This is a genomic window from Pseudomonas sp. 32A (assembly GCF_052682255.1).
This window is the reverse complement of the sequence record NZ_JBQYLY010000001.1, coordinates 3446052-3461507: the sequence shown is the minus strand read 5'-3', so window position 1 is coordinate 3461507 and position 15456 is coordinate 3446052. Positions and strand designations below refer to the sequence as shown.

General features: G+C 60.7%; 17 protein-coding genes and 1 pseudogene. 9 read left to right on the top strand and 9 right to left on the bottom strand.

Going from position 1 to position 15456, the window contains the following annotated elements; all coding sequences use genetic code 11:
- Nucleotides 1-39 precede the first annotated feature (39 nt).
- Genes creC through rloA2 form a run of 3 tightly spaced genes read right to left on the bottom strand, consistent with a single transcriptional unit; the run spans nucleotide 40 to nucleotide 2657 of the window.
- Entirely contained in the window at nucleotides 40-1479 is a 1440-nt protein-coding gene (creC, locus tag ACUN0G_RS15775; protein ID WP_445573792.1) for a two-component system sensor histidine kinase CreC, read from the bottom strand.
- Nucleotides 1479-2147: a two-component system response regulator CreB gene (creB, locus tag ACUN0G_RS15770; RefSeq protein ID WP_258342525.1), complete on the bottom strand. Its 669-nt coding sequence runs from the start codon at nucleotides 2145-2147 to the stop codon at nucleotides 1479-1481. The genes creC and creB overlap by 1 nt, the downstream gene beginning before the upstream one ends.
- 9 nt (nucleotides 2148-2156) lie before the next feature.
- Nucleotides 2157-2657, bottom strand: coding sequence for a retropepsin-like aspartic peptidase RloA2 (gene rloA2, locus ACUN0G_RS15765; protein WP_076017844.1), 501 nt, complete (start codon nucleotides 2655-2657; stop codon nucleotides 2157-2159).
- Nucleotides 2658-2829: 172 nt separating this feature from the next.
- On the opposite strand from rloA2, the gene ACUN0G_RS15760 reads away from it, so the two are divergent.
- Nucleotides 2830-3717, top strand: a complete 888-nt coding sequence (locus ACUN0G_RS15760; protein ID WP_445573791.1) for an acyltransferase — start codon at nucleotides 2830-2832, stop codon at nucleotides 3715-3717.
- On the opposite strand, the gene ACUN0G_RS15755 is transcribed toward ACUN0G_RS15760, so the two are convergent.
- On the bottom strand, nucleotides 3714-4283 hold the full coding sequence (locus ACUN0G_RS15755; RefSeq protein ID WP_445573790.1) for a DUF2780 domain-containing protein: 570 nt from the start codon (nucleotides 4281-4283) through the stop codon (nucleotides 3714-3716). The genes ACUN0G_RS15760 and ACUN0G_RS15755 overlap by 4 nt on opposite strands.
- A 154-nt stretch (nucleotides 4284-4437) precedes the next feature.
- On the opposite strand from ACUN0G_RS15755, the gene ACUN0G_RS15750 reads away from it, so the two are divergent.
- The 8 genes and pseudogenes from ACUN0G_RS15750 (at nucleotide 4438) to ACUN0G_RS15715 (ending at nucleotide 8909) form a co-directional block, all read left to right on the top strand.
- Nucleotides 4438-5073, top strand: coding sequence for an RNA polymerase sigma factor (locus ACUN0G_RS15750; RefSeq protein WP_258342532.1), 636 nt, complete (start codon nucleotides 4438-4440; stop codon nucleotides 5071-5073).
- Nucleotides 5070-5747: an anti-sigma factor gene (locus ACUN0G_RS15745; protein WP_445573789.1), complete on the top strand. Its 678-nt coding sequence runs from the start codon at nucleotides 5070-5072 to the stop codon at nucleotides 5745-5747. Before ACUN0G_RS15750 ends, ACUN0G_RS15745 begins: the two co-directional genes overlap by 4 nt.
- Before the next feature lie 17 nt (nucleotides 5748-5764).
- Nucleotides 5765-5860, top strand: a pseudogene (locus ACUN0G_RS15740) (outer membrane lipoprotein carrier protein LolA); the annotation flags it as partial.
- A 123-nt stretch (nucleotides 5861-5983) separates the two neighbouring features.
- Entirely contained in the window at nucleotides 5984-6502 is a 519-nt protein-coding gene (locus tag ACUN0G_RS15735) for a hypothetical protein (RefSeq protein ID WP_445573788.1), read from the top strand.
- Between the two features lie 124 nt (nucleotides 6503-6626).
- The gene (locus ACUN0G_RS15730) at nucleotides 6627-7085 is read left to right on the top strand and encodes an anti-sigma factor (protein ID WP_445573787.1); all 459 of its coding nucleotides are present in this window, start codon (nucleotides 6627-6629) and stop codon (nucleotides 7083-7085) included.
- A gap of 413 nt (nucleotides 7086-7498) precedes the next feature.
- The gene (locus tag ACUN0G_RS15725) at nucleotides 7499-7747 is read left to right on the top strand and encodes a hypothetical protein (RefSeq protein WP_258342535.1); all 249 of its coding nucleotides are present in this window, start codon (nucleotides 7499-7501) and stop codon (nucleotides 7745-7747) included.
- Between the two features lie 120 nt (nucleotides 7748-7867).
- A complete protein-coding gene (locus ACUN0G_RS15720; RefSeq protein WP_445573786.1) occupies nucleotides 7868-8071 on the top strand; it encodes a hypothetical protein in 204 nt (67 codons plus the stop codon).
- A gap of 472 nt (nucleotides 8072-8543) precedes the next feature.
- The gene (locus tag ACUN0G_RS15715) at nucleotides 8544-8909 is read left to right on the top strand and encodes a hypothetical protein (RefSeq protein WP_445573785.1); all 366 of its coding nucleotides are present in this window, start codon (nucleotides 8544-8546) and stop codon (nucleotides 8907-8909) included.
- Nucleotides 8910-8954: 45 nt separating this feature from the next.
- Here ACUN0G_RS15715 and fdhA read toward each other — a convergent pair whose 3' ends face one another.
- The 5 genes from fdhA to ACUN0G_RS15690 form a co-directional block, all read right to left on the bottom strand.
- Entirely contained in the window at nucleotides 8955-10154 is a 1200-nt protein-coding gene (gene fdhA / locus ACUN0G_RS15710) for a formaldehyde dehydrogenase, glutathione-independent (RefSeq protein ID WP_003209194.1), read from the bottom strand.
- A 194-nt stretch (nucleotides 10155-10348) separates the two neighbouring features.
- A complete protein-coding gene (gene purU, locus ACUN0G_RS15705) occupies nucleotides 10349-11206 on the bottom strand; it encodes a formyltetrahydrofolate deformylase (RefSeq protein ID WP_003209192.1) in 858 nt (285 codons plus the stop codon).
- A gap of 167 nt (nucleotides 11207-11373) precedes the next feature.
- Nucleotides 11374-12006, bottom strand: coding sequence for a sarcosine oxidase subunit gamma (locus tag ACUN0G_RS15700; RefSeq protein WP_445573784.1), 633 nt, complete (start codon nucleotides 12004-12006; stop codon nucleotides 11374-11376).
- Nucleotides 12007-12138: 132 nt separating this feature from the next.
- Nucleotides 12139-15156 (bottom strand): sarcosine oxidase subunit alpha, encoded by a 3018-nt coding sequence (locus ACUN0G_RS15695; protein WP_421525565.1) that lies wholly within the window; start codon nucleotides 15154-15156, stop codon nucleotides 12139-12141.
- Nucleotides 15153-15455 (bottom strand): sarcosine oxidase subunit delta, encoded by a 303-nt coding sequence (locus ACUN0G_RS15690; protein WP_177025572.1) that lies wholly within the window; start codon nucleotides 15453-15455, stop codon nucleotides 15153-15155. The genes ACUN0G_RS15695 and ACUN0G_RS15690 overlap by 4 nt, the downstream gene beginning before the upstream one ends.
- Nucleotide 15456: the final 1 nt, after the last annotated feature.

Here is a 15456-nt window from a genome sequence, read left to right as displayed (position 1 = left end):
GTTTTGATGGGGAGAGTCTGGCGGGCGCTTAAGGGGGATTTATGAAGGGAATGTGGAGACTGTGTGGAGATGCAGTTTTACCTGCACGCCGCCAGGCACGTTGCCGATCTGCAGTGAGCCGCCGTGCAGCTTCATCACCTCTTCGACAAAATTCAGCCCAAGGCCGGTGCTCTTGCGCCCGCTGGCCGGGCGCGGCAGGGAATAGAAGCGCTCGCTGAGGCGCGGCAAGGCGTATTCGGGAATCGGCTCGGCCTGGTTGAACAGGCTGAATTCGACGCCGTCATTCACAGCCTTGGCGCTGAACCGCAAGGTGCCACCGGGCGGGGTGAAATCCAGGGCGTTTTCCAGCAGATTTCCCAGGGCCTGGCGCAGCAGGAACGGCTCGCCGTACACCTGTACATCCGCGGCAATCCCCTGCTCGACCTGCAAGCCGGCGCCTTCGATACGCGCGCATTGAGCCTTGAGTACTTCGTCCACCAGCGCTGCCAGCGACAGGCTGCTCTGGTCTTCAAGGCCCTGGCGCTGCTCCACCTGCGCCAGGTTCAGCAGGCGTTCGATCAATTGCTGCAAGCGCGCACTTTCACTGTCGATATTGCTCACGAAACGCTGCTGCTGATCCCGGGACATGTCGCCCTGCAACAGCTCCGCCGCCCCGCGAATCGCCGCCAATGGGCTTTTCAGTTCGTGGGTCAGGGTGTGCACATAACGCTCGACGTACGCCTTGCCTTCCAGCTGGGTGCGCATGTGTTCCACGGCGGTGGACAGCTGCTCCAGCTCACCGCCGCGATAGTGCGGCAACTCGGCACGCCGGCCCTCGCTGACGGCCTGGGCATACGCCGTGAGTCGGCGCAGCGCGACACTCAACCACCACGACAACAACGCGCCAAACAACAAGCCCAGGCCCACCAGCCCGGCGCCGTACCACAGCAGCCGGTCTTCGGTGCGGTCCACGTAGGGCTGCAACGAGCTGTTGGGCTTGGCCACGGTGACCACACCGATGATCTGCCCGTTATCGCGGATCGGCGCGCCGACGTGCATCACCGACGACGCCGGGTCATCCAGTTCACTGCGGGTCGAACGCGCACCGTATTCGCCGCGCAGGGTCAGGTACACGTCATTCCACTTCGAGTAATCCTCGCCCACGGCCTCGCCGCTGGAGTCCAGCAGCACAATGCCCTTGGCGTCGGTGACGTAGATGCGGTGGTTGACCTGATTTTTCGGCAGGCCCCAGATGTTCGCGCCGGGCTGACGCTCGCCGTAGGCCTTGAGCAGCTCGGGCCAATGGCTCTGGCCGAGGGTGCCGTTCTTCACATCGCTGCGCAGGATTTCCGCCAGCAGGTTGGCGGTGTCCACCAGGGTTTCTTCGGTGGACTGGCGCACACCGGGGCGGATTTCCTTCATCACGGTGCTGAGTACGAAGTAGCCGGTCAGGCCGATAAACAGCGCATAGACCAGGAAGAACCGGATCCCCAGGCGCATCAGCTGTTGCCCGGGCTGTAACTGTAGCCAAGGCCGCGATGGGTCTGGATCGGCTCAGACTCGGGCGCCACCGTACGCAATTTGCTGCGAACGCTTTTGATATGGCTGTCGATATTGCGCTCGTAGCCTGCGTCGGCCGCCACGCCCACCGCATCCAGCAGTTGTTCGCGGCTGAACACCCGCTCGGGTTGCTCCAACAGGCTTTGCAGCAAGCGAAATTCATGGCGCGTAAGGTTAAGCGGCTGCCCGCGATAACTGATCTGCATGCGCTCCAGGTCCACCTGGAACACCGCCGGAGCCACACCGGGACCAACCCGCTTGAGAATCGCCCGTACCCGCGCCGCCACTTCGCGCGGGCTGAACGGCTTGACCACATAGTCATCAGCGCCGATCTCCAGGCCCACCACGCGGTCGATCTCGCCGTCCCGGGCACTGAGAAACATCACCGGCACTTCGCTGAAGCGCCGCAGTTGCTTGCAGGTTTCAAAGCCGGTGATATCCGGCAGGCCGATGTCGAGGATAATCAGGTCCGCCGGGGTTTGCCGCTGATGGGCCAACGCCGCCTGGCCGAGGCTCAGCCAGGTGGTGGTGAAGCCCTCGCCTTGCAGGGCGAAAATCAGCGTGTCGGCGATGGCCGCTTCGTCTTCGACAATCAGGATATGCGGCATGGTGGTCCGTCAGCAGTCCGGTTTGTCCGCAGTGTAACGGCGAGCCGGGTTTACCGCAGCGCCGAATTCACGCAGGGCCTTGGCGCCGATCAGCAGCGGGTAGTTGAAGCTGCTGCGGTCGGTGAGGTTGACCTCGACGGTACGCTTGACGTTGCCCAGGCACATTTCCAGGTCGATCACCGGGCGCTTGGCCACCGTGGCTTCGTCCTTGTCGTCATCTTCGTCGGCGCGGCTTTTGATTTTGCTGATGCGCGAGACCTTGTGCTCGTACACCTTGTTGGTGGCGTCCTTGCCGCCGAGGCGGAAGCGTACCCAGTCGTCGCCATCACGGGTGAAGGTCTCGATGTCCCGGGCCGACAGCGAGGCGGTCAGCGCGCCGGTGTCCATCTTGGCCTTGAAGGTCTCGCCGATTTCCGGCAGTTGGATGTATTCGTAGCGACCGTAAAGGGTCGGCTCGGCGGCCATGACAGGCAAGGCCACGAGTGCTAGCAGGGCAAGGATGGATTTCACGTAGGAGGTTTCCTTGAAATAGATGGGCCAATTCTAGACTGCAAAAACGCCGCTTAGTTAGATCACAGAGCATACCCAACCCGCTGTGAAACATTCGTAAGCTTATTTGCGATTTGGCCTCTAGACCCAAGCTGCTTATCATGGCGGGCCAAAATGATTCCAAGAGTTACTTATGCGCCGCCTGCTCACCGGCTGTTTCGTCACACTACTGCTGTTGCTCAACACCCTGGTGCTGTTCGGGCCGCTGATGGTGTTTGCCCTGCTCAAGCTGGTGGCGCCCGGTCGCTTTCGTGACTATGCCTCCTGGGCCGTCATGTGGATCGCCGAAACCTGGGCCGAGATCGACAAGCTGATCTTCGCCCTGTGTATCCCCACCCAATGGGATATTCGCGGCGGCGACGACCTGCGGGGTGACACGTCTTATCTGGTGATCAGCAACCACCAATCCTGGGTCGACATCCCCGCACTGATCCAGGCCCTCAACCGGCGCACGCCGTTCTTCAAGTTCTTCCTGAAAAAGGAACTGATCTGGGTACCCTTCCTGGGCCTGGCGTGGTGGGCACTGGATTACCCGTTCATGAAGCGCTACAGCAAGGCGTTCCTGGCCAAGCACCCTGAGCTGGCAGGGCAGGACCTGAAGATCACCAAAGAGGCCTGCGAGCTGTTCAAGCGCCAGCCGGTCACCGTGGTGAATTACCTGGAAGGCACGCGGTTCACCCCGGCCAAGCGCAAACAGCAGGGTTCACCCTTCGAACGTCTGCTCAAACCCAAGGCGGGTGGCGTGGCGTTCGTGCTCGCGGCGTTGGGTGAACAGCTGGATGCGATGCTCGACGTCACCGTGGTTTATCCACAGGAAAACATTCCGGGCTTCTGGGACTTGATCAGTGGCGCAGTGCCGAAGGTGATCGTGGATATCCGCACCCGTGAACTGGATCCGGCGTTGTGGCAGGGGGATTACGAGAACGATCCGGTGTTTCGCCAGACCGTCCAGAACTGGGTCAACCAGCTCTGGAGGGAGAAGGATGCGCGCATCGCCCAACTGCGCGCGGAGCGGTCTTAGCCGCCAGTGCCCCAGGCCGAAGCCAGTTTGCTCAGCACCGACTCGCTGGCGCCCTGGCCGCCCAGGTATTTCAGGATAACCGGCGCAAACTGGCCAACCATCCCACTGTCCATGCCCAGCGCGCTGAACGCGGTGTTCAGGTCGTTGGTGTTCTTCACGTTACCCAGCAAGCCATCCAGGCCCGAGGTCTTGCTGCCGCCGCTCTGGCCGAGCATGCCGCTCAGGGCGCCGAGGCTGCCCAGGGAGTTGCTGCCGGAGAGCTTTTCCAGGCCAGGTACGCTTTGGGTCAGTTGCGAGTAATCACCGCCGCCCAATTTATTCTTGGCCAGGCCCAGCATTGCGCCGGTACCGCCGACGGCCTGCTCCGGGGTCACGTTCAATTGCGAGGTCAGGGCGCTCAGCAAGCTGGCGGTCTGTGAGGTCGGCGCAGCCGCTGCTGCCTTGTCGCCACCCTGTGCGCCCGATACCGCATTGGCTACGTCGCCGAGGCTGAAACCTGCCGCAAACACCGGGCTGGCCGCCACGGTCAACAGGCAGGACAGGGCAAAACCGCGTGAAATCTTCATCAAGACAACCTCTGAAAGTAAGCGCTGAAAGCAGGGGTTTGACTGGGTGTTACGAAAGATTGTTCCCACCTCACAGATTAGTTCAGAAAAACCACTGCATCCGAACCGCCCTGCGCTGCGTATATCCACCACGAGCCGCGCGGAGGTAGATGGAATGAATGCCCAAGCTGGACTAACCTCAGCCTGCCCTCTTTACCGTGTGCCGCCCCATCGCCCTGTTGCAAGCGCCTGGAGAAGCCCCATTTCGACCCACGATGCAGATCAGCTACGGCAGTTGCTGGCCCAGTGTTCCCTGGGGAACCGCCAGGCGTTCGAAACGCTCTATCGCAGCGTTTCCCCGCGTTTGCACGGTGTCGCCCTGCGGTTTATGGGGCGCCCTGACCTGGCTGAAGACGTGTTGCAGGAAAGCTTCGTGCGCATCTGGTTCAACGCCTCGCGGTATGAAGCCCACTTATCGGCGCCGCTGACCTGGATGATCAACATCACCCGCAACCTGGCCATCGACCAGTTGCGTAAACACCGCGAACAGCCCTTGGCCGACGGCCAGCAGGACGCCATGGCCGACGAAAGCCCCAGCGCCCATGAATTGCTCGACAGCGAGCGCGAAGCCCACGCCCTGAACCGCTGCCTCGACAGCCTCGAAGGCATGCAGCGTCAATCGATCACCGTGGCTTACTTCCAGGGCTTGTCCTGCTCGGAGTTGGCCGACCACCTGGCCGCGCCGCTGGGCTCGGTCAAATCCTGGATTCGCCGCGGCATGGAGCGCTTGCGCAGGTGCCTTGAATCATGAACTACCAGACCACCTCCCTGCGCCGCGCCCTCGCGGCGGATTACGCCATCGGGTTGATGCCCGCCACCGCCCGTCGACGTTTTGAAGCGCTGCTGCTGGACGATGCCGCCCTGCGCGTGGAACTGGGACACTGGCAGGACGCCCTCGCCAGCCTCACCGGGCCGCTGCCTGAACGGCCGGTGCCGGATCACGTGTGGGAAGGCATCAAGGCCCGCATTGAGCCGCAAGTGCTGCATATGCCGGCGAAGAGGCCGTTCTGGATGAACCTGCGTTTGCTGGTGGTGGCGTGCGGGGTGGTGATCGCGGTATTGGTGGGCGTGTTGTACCAGCGTGATCTTGGGGTGGAGTACAACGCCACGCTGGTGGCGGCCAATCAACAGCCCGCGCTGAAGATCCAGGCCTATGCGGATCATCTGCAAGTGGAACCGCTGACCCTGGCGGCCGTGGAGCCGGCCCGCGCGTTGGAACTGTGGGCAATCCCGGCGGGCGGCAAACCCATCTCCCTGGGGGTGTTGCCGGTGTCGGGTAAAGGCCGGATCCAGTTGAGCAAAGAACACCAGGCACTGCTGACGGCACCGTTGACCCTGGCGGTGAGTCTTGAGCCTCAGGGCGGCTCGCCAACCGGACAACCTACCGGACCGGTGCTGTATCAGGGCCAATTGGCCTCACTCTAATCCCTGTAGGAGCGAGCTTGCTCGCGAAGGTCGTCAACGATAACGCGGGAAACCTGAAAGCCCACGGTGCCCTCAGGTTTTTCGCGAGCAAGCTCGCTCCTACAGTGGATTGCTCTTTTGAAATAACCCGGCTTTTTTTAATCCGAACTTGATCTACCCCGCTGTCAATATTGACAGTATCTGCAACGCCCCGGCACGCCCACCATGAAGGCTCCTATCACGTAAGGGAGTACGACATGAAGCTGATGAACATCGCACTGAACGCGCTGGTGCTTTCGGCCCTCGCGGGCAATGCCCTGGCAGATCACATTGCCATGTGCCCACCCAAGGCCAGTATCAAACCGGTGGAATGGGGGCAGTGGGAGCACTACTTCGCGCCTGGACCTCATAGCGGCGTGTGGGTGGGCGAAAACCCGTTTGCCGACGAAAACACGCTCAAGTCCCTCCACTTCACGGGGGCGTTGTACCGGGATATCAGTTCAGAAGGCAATGCGTACGTAGTGTCCTGCGACTACGAGGGTGAAGGCTGGTTCGACTTTTTGAGGATGACCCTCTACTCCTTCAAAGGCTGGGCACCCGTGCCGGGGACCAAATGGGTGGATGAGTCGAAAACGGATGAGAGCAAAGCCAAGGCCGGGGCATACAAAAAAGCCAAACAGGTCCAATACTGCTATGCCGATTCCACCGAGCAGCATCCGGAAAAACAATGCGCATTCACGTACAAGGAACTGCTCCTCCCACCCCAGCACCATTGACGGTCGTTCCACGATTCAGGGCCAATTGACATCACACTGCCCCAAGGTTCAAGACGACAGATGAGGAACCGATCGCCGTTAACTGGGTCCATGAAAGACTACAAAACATGTCAGGAAGAGCCTAATGACTGCGATCAACCCCCAAGTGATTGAGCACAAGCCTTCATTCTGGAACCGCCCACGCTTGTTCATCGGCGCGTGTCTGGTGGTAGTCGCCGGCGTCGGCGGCGCCCTCTACACCCAGGACAGCGTCAAGGCTGCCGCACTGCTGGTGAATACCACCCAGCAACCGGCCACGCAAATCGTGGCCCACAAGGATTACCTCGAAGTGCAGCCGATTGCCGCCACGGCACCGGCTCCGGACCAAAGCCTGGAGCTGTGGGCGGTTCCGGCTGACGGTACGCCGGTGTCACTGGGCCTGTTGCCGGAAGACGGCAAAGGCATTATCGGCATCAACCCTCGCCAGCAGGAGTCGATCAGCAAGCCGGTGACACTGATGATCAGCTCGGAAACCAAGGGCGGCTCGGTGAGCAAGCAGCCGACGGGGCCAACGGTGTATCAGGGGGCTTTGGCGATTCGCTGAGTGACCCACGCAGGCAAAGAAGGCGACCCCCGGGGTCGCCTTCTTTTTGCCCGGCGCCCTCAGGTTTTTCGCGGGCAAGCCCGCTCCTACAGTTGATCGTCATTGCGTCGGGAAATGTGTTCGGCATTGCGTCTTGCCTCGGCCAAACAAGGAGGCTTATAGTCCGGCGGTCGTCCACATGGCGATACGGGTTTGGCGACCCGAGGAATGGTGCAAAAGCGCTCTGCTTGTTTGCAGGTTCTTTTGCGTCCGCAATAGCCGCTTTATGGCGGCTGTGCGCGGGAGACCTTCGGGTCTGCCGGTCTCCATTCCCGGTTCGCCAACCTGCGTACAGCTGCCACCCATTTCGTTTGGCGACGAAATAAGTGTGCAGTCCACTCCTACTTGAATGGATTTAAAACATGAACCGCTACATGCCCTTAACCGGCCACGACTGCACCGTCCCTTCCCTGCTCATCGACACCCAAACCCCGCTGGACGTGCTCCACGACGCAGCCGCCTACCGCATCCGCGCGGTGACCCAAGTCCTGGAAAACCTCGCGTTTCGCGACACCCTCATCACCGACACCATCGTCCTCAAGGACTTCGCCCTGCTCTGCGCCATTCCGCTGCGCGACGGTTGCGATTTGATGGATGTGATCGGTCGGCGGCTGCAGGAGTAGGCATACGCCGACACTTAAGTAGCCCATTTCCGAAACACTAAAAACGTCCCTGCACGCGTCTTACCTCGCCTGCAGCGCTTTCTTATAGTCGTGCGCCTCAGTCACTTGGAGGTGCACGCGATGCAGGGACCTTACGCATTTATCAATGATCGATCACAGCCTTATCCGCTACTGAAACAACGCCTCTCGCTTAATCCTCATGTTCAAGCCAAGTTCGACATCCTTAACCAACATATCCGCGACACCGTGGTGTTATCTGGGCAGCTGGTGATTAATGCTGGGGAATTGGTGGGTAAAGTTCTCTATCAGGCAGTGGAGGATTGAATGCACTTGGAATACTTTGCGGTGGTCTCATGCGCCCTCCTGCTACTCAGCTTCCCAATCGTCTTTTCTGCCATGTACAAAAAGCTCGATGCCGCCGAGCGCTATATGCAATACAGCACCTTTATAGTCGGATGCAGGCACACGTTTCGTCATAGCCACTTTGAAGGAAGACCGCAACGCGTATTCGCTATGGCAACCGTTATTCTCATTCCGGGAATAATTCAACGCAGGGGTATGGTACTGGTTGAGGACGTTGAACAAATACCACGGCACCTCAAGTATTGGATGGTCATACCAACACTCGTTACCTGCCTCTCGCTTATAGGTATCACCATCACCGGGTTTCTTATAGAAAACTGAAATCTTATATAAAAAGGGCGCCCTTGGGTTAATGCCCGTCAGTAGCCGCTTTATGGCGGCACACTTGGTGAAGCGCTTGGCACACGACTCTATGAAGCCTCAGGAGATTGAAATGAATCTGGAGTCGATTGGGATTTACGCCGCCCTGATCATGATACTGAGCCTCCCCCTCAACTTTTATGTCATGTTTACAAAGCTCGAAACCGCGGAAAGTTACCTGCGATACAGCGTATATATCGCCATGAACAAACATATATTCCGCAACGACACATTCAAGGGCAAGCACCAGCGCCTGTTTGCCGCTGCCACCATCATTCTGATGCCAAGCGTATTCGAGTGGAGGCGCCTCGTGCTGGCTGAGGACGTAAAAGCCATTCCTAAAAAATTGAAGCTATGGATTGTGTTGCCTTCATTATTGACGTGGGTATCCGCCGCAATAATGACCCTTTCGGGATTAACGCTGATTTACAAATCATAAATAATAAGGGCGCCCTCAGGACGCCCTTATTAATCACGCCACTGCCTACGCCGCGCTGAACAACTTGTGCGGATCGATCACAAACTTCTTCGGCACGCCCGCATCGAACTCACCATACCCGCGTGGCGCGTCATCCAGGCTGATGACTTCCACACCGACGATGTCGGCAATGTTGATACGGTCCCACATGATTGCCTGCATCAACTGGCGGTTGTACTTCATCACAGGGGTTTGCCCGGTGTGGAAGCTGTGGGACTTGGCCCAGCCCAGGCCGAAACGAATGCTCAGGCTGCCCATTTTTGCAGCGGCATCCACGGCACCCGGGTCTTCGGTCACGTACAAGCCCGGGATACCGATTTTGCCGGCCACCCGCACCACGCCCATCAACGAGTTGAGCACGGTGGCCGGAGCCTCTGCCTTGGCCCCTTCATGACCATGGCCGCGCGCTTCGAAACCCACGGCATCGACGGCGCAATCCACTTCCGGCTCGCCCAGCAACGCAGCGATCTGTTCGTGCAGCGGGGTGTCTTTCGACAGGTCGGCAATTTCAAAACCCTGGGCCTTGGCGTGGGCCAGGCGGATCGGGTTGACGTCGCCGATGATCACCACCGCAGCGCCCAGCAGGCGAGCGGAAGCGGCAGCGGCCAGGCCCACCGGACCGGCACCGGCGATGTAGACCGTGCTGCCCGGGCCAACGCCCGCAGTGACTGCGCCGTGGTAGCCGGTGGGCAGGATGTCGGAGAGGCACGTCAGGTCGCGGATTTTCTCCATGGCCTTGTCGCGGTCCGGCAGTTTCAGCAGGTTGAAGTCGGCGTAAGGCACCAGCACGTATTCAGCCTGGCCGCCGGTCCAGTCGCCCATGTCCACATAGCCGTAGGCGCCACCGGCGCGGGCCGGGTTGACGGTCAGGCACACGCCGGTGTGTTGCTCTTTGCAGGAACGGCAACGACCGCACGCCACGTTGAACGGCACGGACACCAGGTCGCCGATTTTCAGGTTCTCGACGTCGCTGCCCTTCTCGATCACTTCGCCGGTGATTTCGTGGCCCAGGACCAGGCCGGTCTGGGCAGTGGTGCGGCCGCGCACCATGTGTTGGTCGGAGCCGCAGATGTTGGTGGAGACCACGCGCAGGATGACGCCGTGCTCAATCTTCCTGCCACGGGGGTCCTGCATTTTGGGATAGTCGATTTTCTGTACTTCGACCTTGCCGTTGCCGAGATACACGACACCACGATTACCAGACATGCTTTCACCTCGCTGTTGTTTTTATGGAACCGCGTTGCCCAGGCAGGCAGCGCGTTTAAGTGCTCGGGTACAGATGCTGTTTTTGCGTTGTTAGTAAGGGCCTCTTCGCGAGCAAGCCCGCTCCCACAGGTGACCGAGTTCTACCTTTGAAATGCGGTCGAATGTGGGAGCGGGCTTGCTCGCGAAGGCGCCCATCAGAGCACCACTGTCCGATTGGCGTTCAAGAACACTCGCCGCTCAATGTGATACCCCACGGCCCGGGCCAGGGTCAGGCCTTCGATATCCCGTCCCTTGGCAATCAAATCTTCCGGATAGTGACTGTGGTCCACCACCTCCACGCCCTGGGCGATGATCGGGCCTTCGTCCAAGTCGTTGTTGATGTAATGCGCGGTGGCGCCCACCAGTTTCACGCCCTTGTTGTAGGCCTGGTGATACGGCTTGGCGCCCTTGAAACCGGGCAGCAGGGAATGGTGGATGTTGATGGCTTTACCATCGAGCTTGCGGCACAGCTCCGGCGACAGCACTTGCATGTAGCGCGCAAGAATCACCAGTTCGGCGCCGGACTCTTCGATCACCTGCCACACCTGGCGCTCTTGCGACGGCTTGTCGTTGGGGTCCAGGGGAAAGTGGTAATACGGAATCTGGTGCCAGTCGGCCAGGGGCTTGAGGTCGGGGTGGTTGGAGACCACGGCGACCACGTCCATCGACAGTTGGCCGATGCGCTGGCGGTAGAGCAAATCGTTGAGGCAGTGATCGGCCTTGGAGACCATGATCACCACTTTCGGCCGGTAGTTCGGCGCGGTCAGTTCGAAGATCATGCCGAACGCTTCACCGCGAGTGGCCAGGCCGTCGCGGAAGGCTTGTTCGTCAAAGCCGTCGGGCTGGCGAAACTCCACGCGGATGAAGAAACGACCCGAAAGCCGGTCATCAAACGAGTGGTGCTCGGTGACGTAGCAGCCCTGCTCGAACAGATAGCGGGTCACCGCGTCCACCGTGCCGAGCACGCTGGGGCAGTCGGCGGTCAAAATCCATGTATCGGGTACGCGGCTCATATTGGAATCCTCAGGCCTTTGTGGCGAGGGGGCTTGTCCCCCGTTGGGCTGCGAAGCAGCCCCAAAACCTGCCGTTCGGTTTTTTCAGAAAAATGCGCTGCCCTTATTGGGAGCGCTGCGCGCTCCAACGGGGGACAAGCCCCCTCGCCACAACGGCGTTCATTCCATCAGGCTTCGACGCTTAAACCATACTCAGCCGCCGCATCCTGCAACCACAGCCACCAGTAATCCGAAAAGCTGCGACGAATCAGCAGCTCCCAGGTGTCTTCAGCGGTATGGCGAATCACCAGTTGCGACTTGGCGAACACCGTGCCCACCGCCTTGCCCACCGGGAAGCTGTTGGGGTGCACGTCGTAGCTGGTGGATTTCATCAGCACGTCACGCACGTTGGGGCCGCTGAGTTCGAGGATCTGCTGGCCGCCGCTGACGTTGACGATCTGGATATGCAAATCACCCAGCGCCTCGCGCAAACTTTTCTCGGCGGCGAATTCTTCACCGCTCGGCACCACCAGCAGCCACTCATCCGGGCCGAGCCATTGCAGGCTGGTTTCACCCTTGACGATCACTGCCAGGGCGCCGGGCAATTCGATACCCAGGGCCTTGTGCACGCCGGCGGCGAAGGCGGCGTCGTGGCCATCGCCACGAATGGTCAGGTGGCCGAGGAGTTTCTTTTCACGCACGGTCACGCCGGCGTTCTTGCGACCCTTGCCTACCAGGCTGGCGAGGTCGGCATGGTGCAGCGACGACTCGGCCTTGGCTCCGGAGGTGGGGCGTTGCTGGTAAACATTGGCTGCTGTCATAAAGCACCTGTGTTGAATTTGATCGTTCCCACGCTCTGCGTGGGAATGCCGCCATGGACGCTCTGCGTCCGCTCTTGGGGCGCAGAGCGCCCCGGGATGCATTCCCACGCGGAGCGTGGGAACGATCAGGTGTCAGATGTTCTGGCGATCGCCTTTAGGGTCAAAGAACACCGAAGAAACAATCTCCGCCTCGATCACGCTGCCATCCGCCAGCGGGGCAAACACCCGCTCGCCGATGCGCTTCAAGCCGCCCTTCACCACGCCCATGGCAAACGAATAACCGAGGGAGTTGTGGGCATAACTGGAGGTGACGTGGCCGACCATCTTCATCGGGATCGTCTGCTTGGTGTCGAACACCAGTTGCGCGCCTTCCGGCAGCCACACGTTCGGGTCAATCGGCTTGAGTCCGACAAGCTGCTTGCGGTCTTCACGCACGCAGTCTTCGCGATTCATCCCGCGCCAGCCAATCCACGAGAACGGTTTGGTACGCCCTACACACCAGCCCATGTTCAGGTCGTCCGGGGTCATCGAGCCGTCGGTGTCCTGGCCGACGATGATGAACCCCTTCTCGGCCCGCAGCACGTGCATGGTTTCGGTGCCATAAGGCGTCAGGTTGTACTGCTTGCCGGCCTCGACGATTTTCTCGAGCACGCCCATGGCGTAGTCGGCCTGCACGTTGACTTCGTACGACAGCTCACCGGTAAACGAAATCCGGAACACCCGCGCCGGCACGCCGCCCACCAGGCCTTCTTTCCAGGTCATGAACGGGAAGCCGTCCTTGTCCAGGTCGATGTCGGTGACTTCGCTCAACAGCTTGCGGCTGTTGGGGCCGGACAAGGTCATGGTTGCCCAGTGGTCGGTGACCGAGGTGAAGTACACCTTGAGGTCTGGCCATTCGGTCTGCTGGTAGATTTCCAGCCACTGCAGTACGCGCGCTGCGCCGCCGGTGGTGGTGGTCATCAGGAAGTGGTTGTCGGCCAGACAAGCGGTGACGCCGTCGTCGAAGACCATGCCGTCTTCCTTGCACATCAGGCCGTAGCGGGCCTTGCCCACGTCGAGCTTGGTCCAGGCGTTGCTGTAGATGCGGTTGAGGAACTCGCGGGCATCCGGGCCCTGGATGTCGATCTTGCCAAGGGTGGACGCGTCCAGCAGGCCGACGCTGTCGCGCACGGCCAGGCATTCGCGTTTCACGGCGGCGTGCAGGTCTTCACCGTTGCGCGGGAAATACCACGGACGCTTCCACTGGCCGACGTCTTCAAACTCGGCACCGTTTTTCACGTGCCAGGCTTGCAGCGCGGTGTAGCGCACCGGCTCGAAGATGTGCCCACAGTGCCGGCCTGCTACCGCGCCGAAGGTCACCGGCGTGTAGTTGGGACGGAACATGGTGGTGCCCATCTGCGGGATGGTCACGTTCAGCGAACGGGCCGCGATGGCCAGGCCGTTGACGTTGCCGAGCTTGCCCTGGTCCGTGCCGAAGCCCAGTGCGGTGTAGCGTTTGACGTGCTCCACCGACTCGAAACCTTCGCGGGTGGCGAGTTCGATGGCGGCCGCGGTGACGTCGTTTTGCAGGTCGACAAACTGCTTCGGCGCCCGTGCGGTGGCTTTCTCGTGTGGCACCTGGAACAGCGCCAGGGTCGGCTCCTCCAGACGGCTCAAGGCTTTGGGCAGCGTCCCTTCCACCGGCGCAAACCCGGCTTCGCTGGCGGCGCGCACGCCACCTTCAAAACCGTCAGCCAGGGAATCGCCGAGGCCATAGACGCCATTGATCCCACCGACGCACACGCGTTTTTGCGGTGCTTCGCCCGGCACAAAACCGAGGATGTCTTCACGCCAGGTCGGCTTGCCGCCCAGGTGCGAGGCCAGGTGAACCACCGGGCTATAACCGCCGGAGCTGGCGACCAGGTCGCAGTCCAGCCATTCGCCGGGGCTGGTGACTTTATGGGCTTTGACATCGATGGCGGCCACGCGGGCGCCAGTGACGTGCTTGCTGCCACGGGCTTCGATCACGGCGCTGCCGGTGAGGATACGAATCCCCTTGGCGCGAGCTTCTTCAACCAGTGCGCCGCGTGGGTTATGACGTGCATCCGCCACAGCTACTACGGAAAGACCGGCGTCAAACCAGTCCAGCGCCACGCGGTAGGCGTGATCGTTGTTGGTCGACAGCACCAGTTTTTTGCCCGGCGCCACGCCGTAGCGGCGCACATAAGTCGAGACCGCACCCGCCAGCATGTTGCCCGGCACGTCGTTGTTGCCGTACACCAGCGGACGTTCACACGCGCCGGTCGCCAGCACCACACGCTTGGCGCGAACCCGGTGAATACGCTGACGCACCTGGCCAATCGGCGCACGGTCACCGAGGTGGTCGGTGAGGCGCTCGTGAATGGTCAGGAAGTTATGGTCGTGGTAACCGTTGACGGTGGCGCGAGGCAGCAGCACTACGTCCGGCAGGGATTTCAGTTCCGCAATAACACTGGCAACCCACTCGGCCGCCGGCTTGCCATCGAGGCTTTCGCGGGAGTCCAGCAAGGAGCCGCCGAATTCTTCCTGCTCGTCCGCAATGATCACCCGGGCGCCACTGCGGGCAGCGGCCAAGGCGGCCGCCAGGCCGGCAGGGCCCGCGCCCACAATCAGCACGTCGCAATGACGGTTCATGTAGTCGTAGGTGTCCGGATCGTTCTCGGTCGGCGAGCGGCCTAAACCTGCAGCCTTACGGATGTACTTCTCGTAAGTCATCCAGAACGATTGCGGGTACATGAAGGTTTTGTAGTAGAAACCCGGCGGCATCAGCTTGCCGCCGACCTTGCCAAGAATGCCCATCATGTCGTTGTTCACGCTCGGCCAGCCGTTGGTGCTGGTGGCGACCAAACCCTGGTACAGCGCCTGTTGCGTGGCGCGCACGTTAGGGATTTGCGTGGCTTCGGTAGCGCCGATCTGCAACACCGCGTTCGGCTCTTCGGCACCGGCGGCGAAGATGCCGCGCGGGCGGGAATACTTGAAGCTGCGACCGATAATGTCGACGCCGTTGGCCAGCAATGCAGCGGCCAATGTGTCGCCCTCAAAGCCTTTGTAGCTCTGGCCGTTGAAGGTAAAGCTCAGGGCTTTGTTACGGTCGATGCGGCCACCGTTGGACAGGCGATTGATCTGGCTCATACCTTCTCTCCAGAAGCCTTGGCGGTGAATTGCGGCTGGGTGCCAATCTTGTAGGTTTCAAGAATTTCGTAGGTCACGGTGTCGCGGGTCGCGTTGAAATACTGGCGGCAACCGGCGGCGTGAATCCACAGTTCGTGGTGCAGGCCGCGCGGGTTGTCGCGGAAGAACATGTAGTCGCCCCACTCCTCGTCGGTGCAGGTGTTCGGGTCCAGCGGGCGCGGGATGTGCGCTTGGCCGGACGCGTGGAATTCCTCTTCGGAGCGCAGTTCGCCACAGTGAGGACAGAAGATATGCAACATA

What these genes read in the sequence shown, in the direction of transcription:
- ACUN0G_RS15695 (WP_421525565.1), bottom strand. Translation starts at nt 15,156, where the DNA reads ATGAGCCAGATCAATCGCCTGTCCAACGGTGGCCGCATCGACCGTAAC.
- ACUN0G_RS15730 (WP_445573787.1), top strand. Translation starts at nt 6,627, where the DNA reads ATGACTGCGATCAACCCCCAAGTGATTGAGCACAAGCCTTCATTCTGG.
- ACUN0G_RS15760 (WP_445573791.1), top strand. Translation starts at nt 2,830, where the DNA reads ATGCGCCGCCTGCTCACCGGCTGTTTCGTCACACTACTGCTGTTGCTC.
- ACUN0G_RS15735 (WP_445573788.1), top strand. Translation starts at nt 5,984, where the DNA reads ATGAAGCTGATGAACATCGCACTGAACGCGCTGGTGCTTTCGGCCCTC.
- purU (WP_003209192.1), bottom strand. Translation starts at nt 11,206, where the DNA reads ATGAGCCGCGTACCCGATACATGGATTTTGACCGCCGACTGCCCCAGC.
- ACUN0G_RS15750 (WP_258342532.1), top strand. Translation starts at nt 4,438, where the DNA reads ATGAATGCCCAAGCTGGACTAACCTCAGCCTGCCCTCTTTACCGTGTG.
- ACUN0G_RS15745 (WP_445573789.1), top strand. Translation starts at nt 5,070, where the DNA reads ATGAACTACCAGACCACCTCCCTGCGCCGCGCCCTCGCGGCGGATTAC.
- ACUN0G_RS15720 (WP_445573786.1), top strand. Translation starts at nt 7,868, where the DNA reads ATGCAGGGACCTTACGCATTTATCAATGATCGATCACAGCCTTATCCG.
- creB (WP_258342525.1), bottom strand. Translation starts at nt 2,147, where the DNA reads ATGCCGCATATCCTGATTGTCGAAGACGAAGCGGCCATCGCCGACACG.
- ACUN0G_RS15715 (WP_445573785.1), top strand. Translation starts at nt 8,544, where the DNA reads ATGAATCTGGAGTCGATTGGGATTTACGCCGCCCTGATCATGATACTG.
- ACUN0G_RS15725 (WP_258342535.1), top strand. Translation starts at nt 7,499, where the DNA reads ATGCCCTTAACCGGCCACGACTGCACCGTCCCTTCCCTGCTCATCGAC.
- fdhA (WP_003209194.1), bottom strand. Translation starts at nt 10,154, where the DNA reads ATGTCTGGTAATCGTGGTGTCGTGTATCTCGGCAACGGCAAGGTCGAA.
- ACUN0G_RS15755 (WP_445573790.1), bottom strand. Translation starts at nt 4,283, where the DNA reads ATGAAGATTTCACGCGGTTTTGCCCTGTCCTGCCTGTTGACCGTGGCG.
- ACUN0G_RS15690 (WP_177025572.1), bottom strand. Translation starts at nt 15,455, where the DNA reads ATGTTGCATATCTTCTGTCCTCACTGTGGCGAACTGCGCTCCGAAGAG.
- ACUN0G_RS15700 (WP_445573784.1), bottom strand. Translation starts at nt 12,006, where the DNA reads ATGACAGCAGCCAATGTTTACCAGCAACGCCCCACCTCCGGAGCCAAG.
- creC (WP_445573792.1), bottom strand. Translation starts at nt 1,479, where the DNA reads ATGCGCCTGGGGATCCGGTTCTTCCTGGTCTATGCGCTGTTTATCGGC.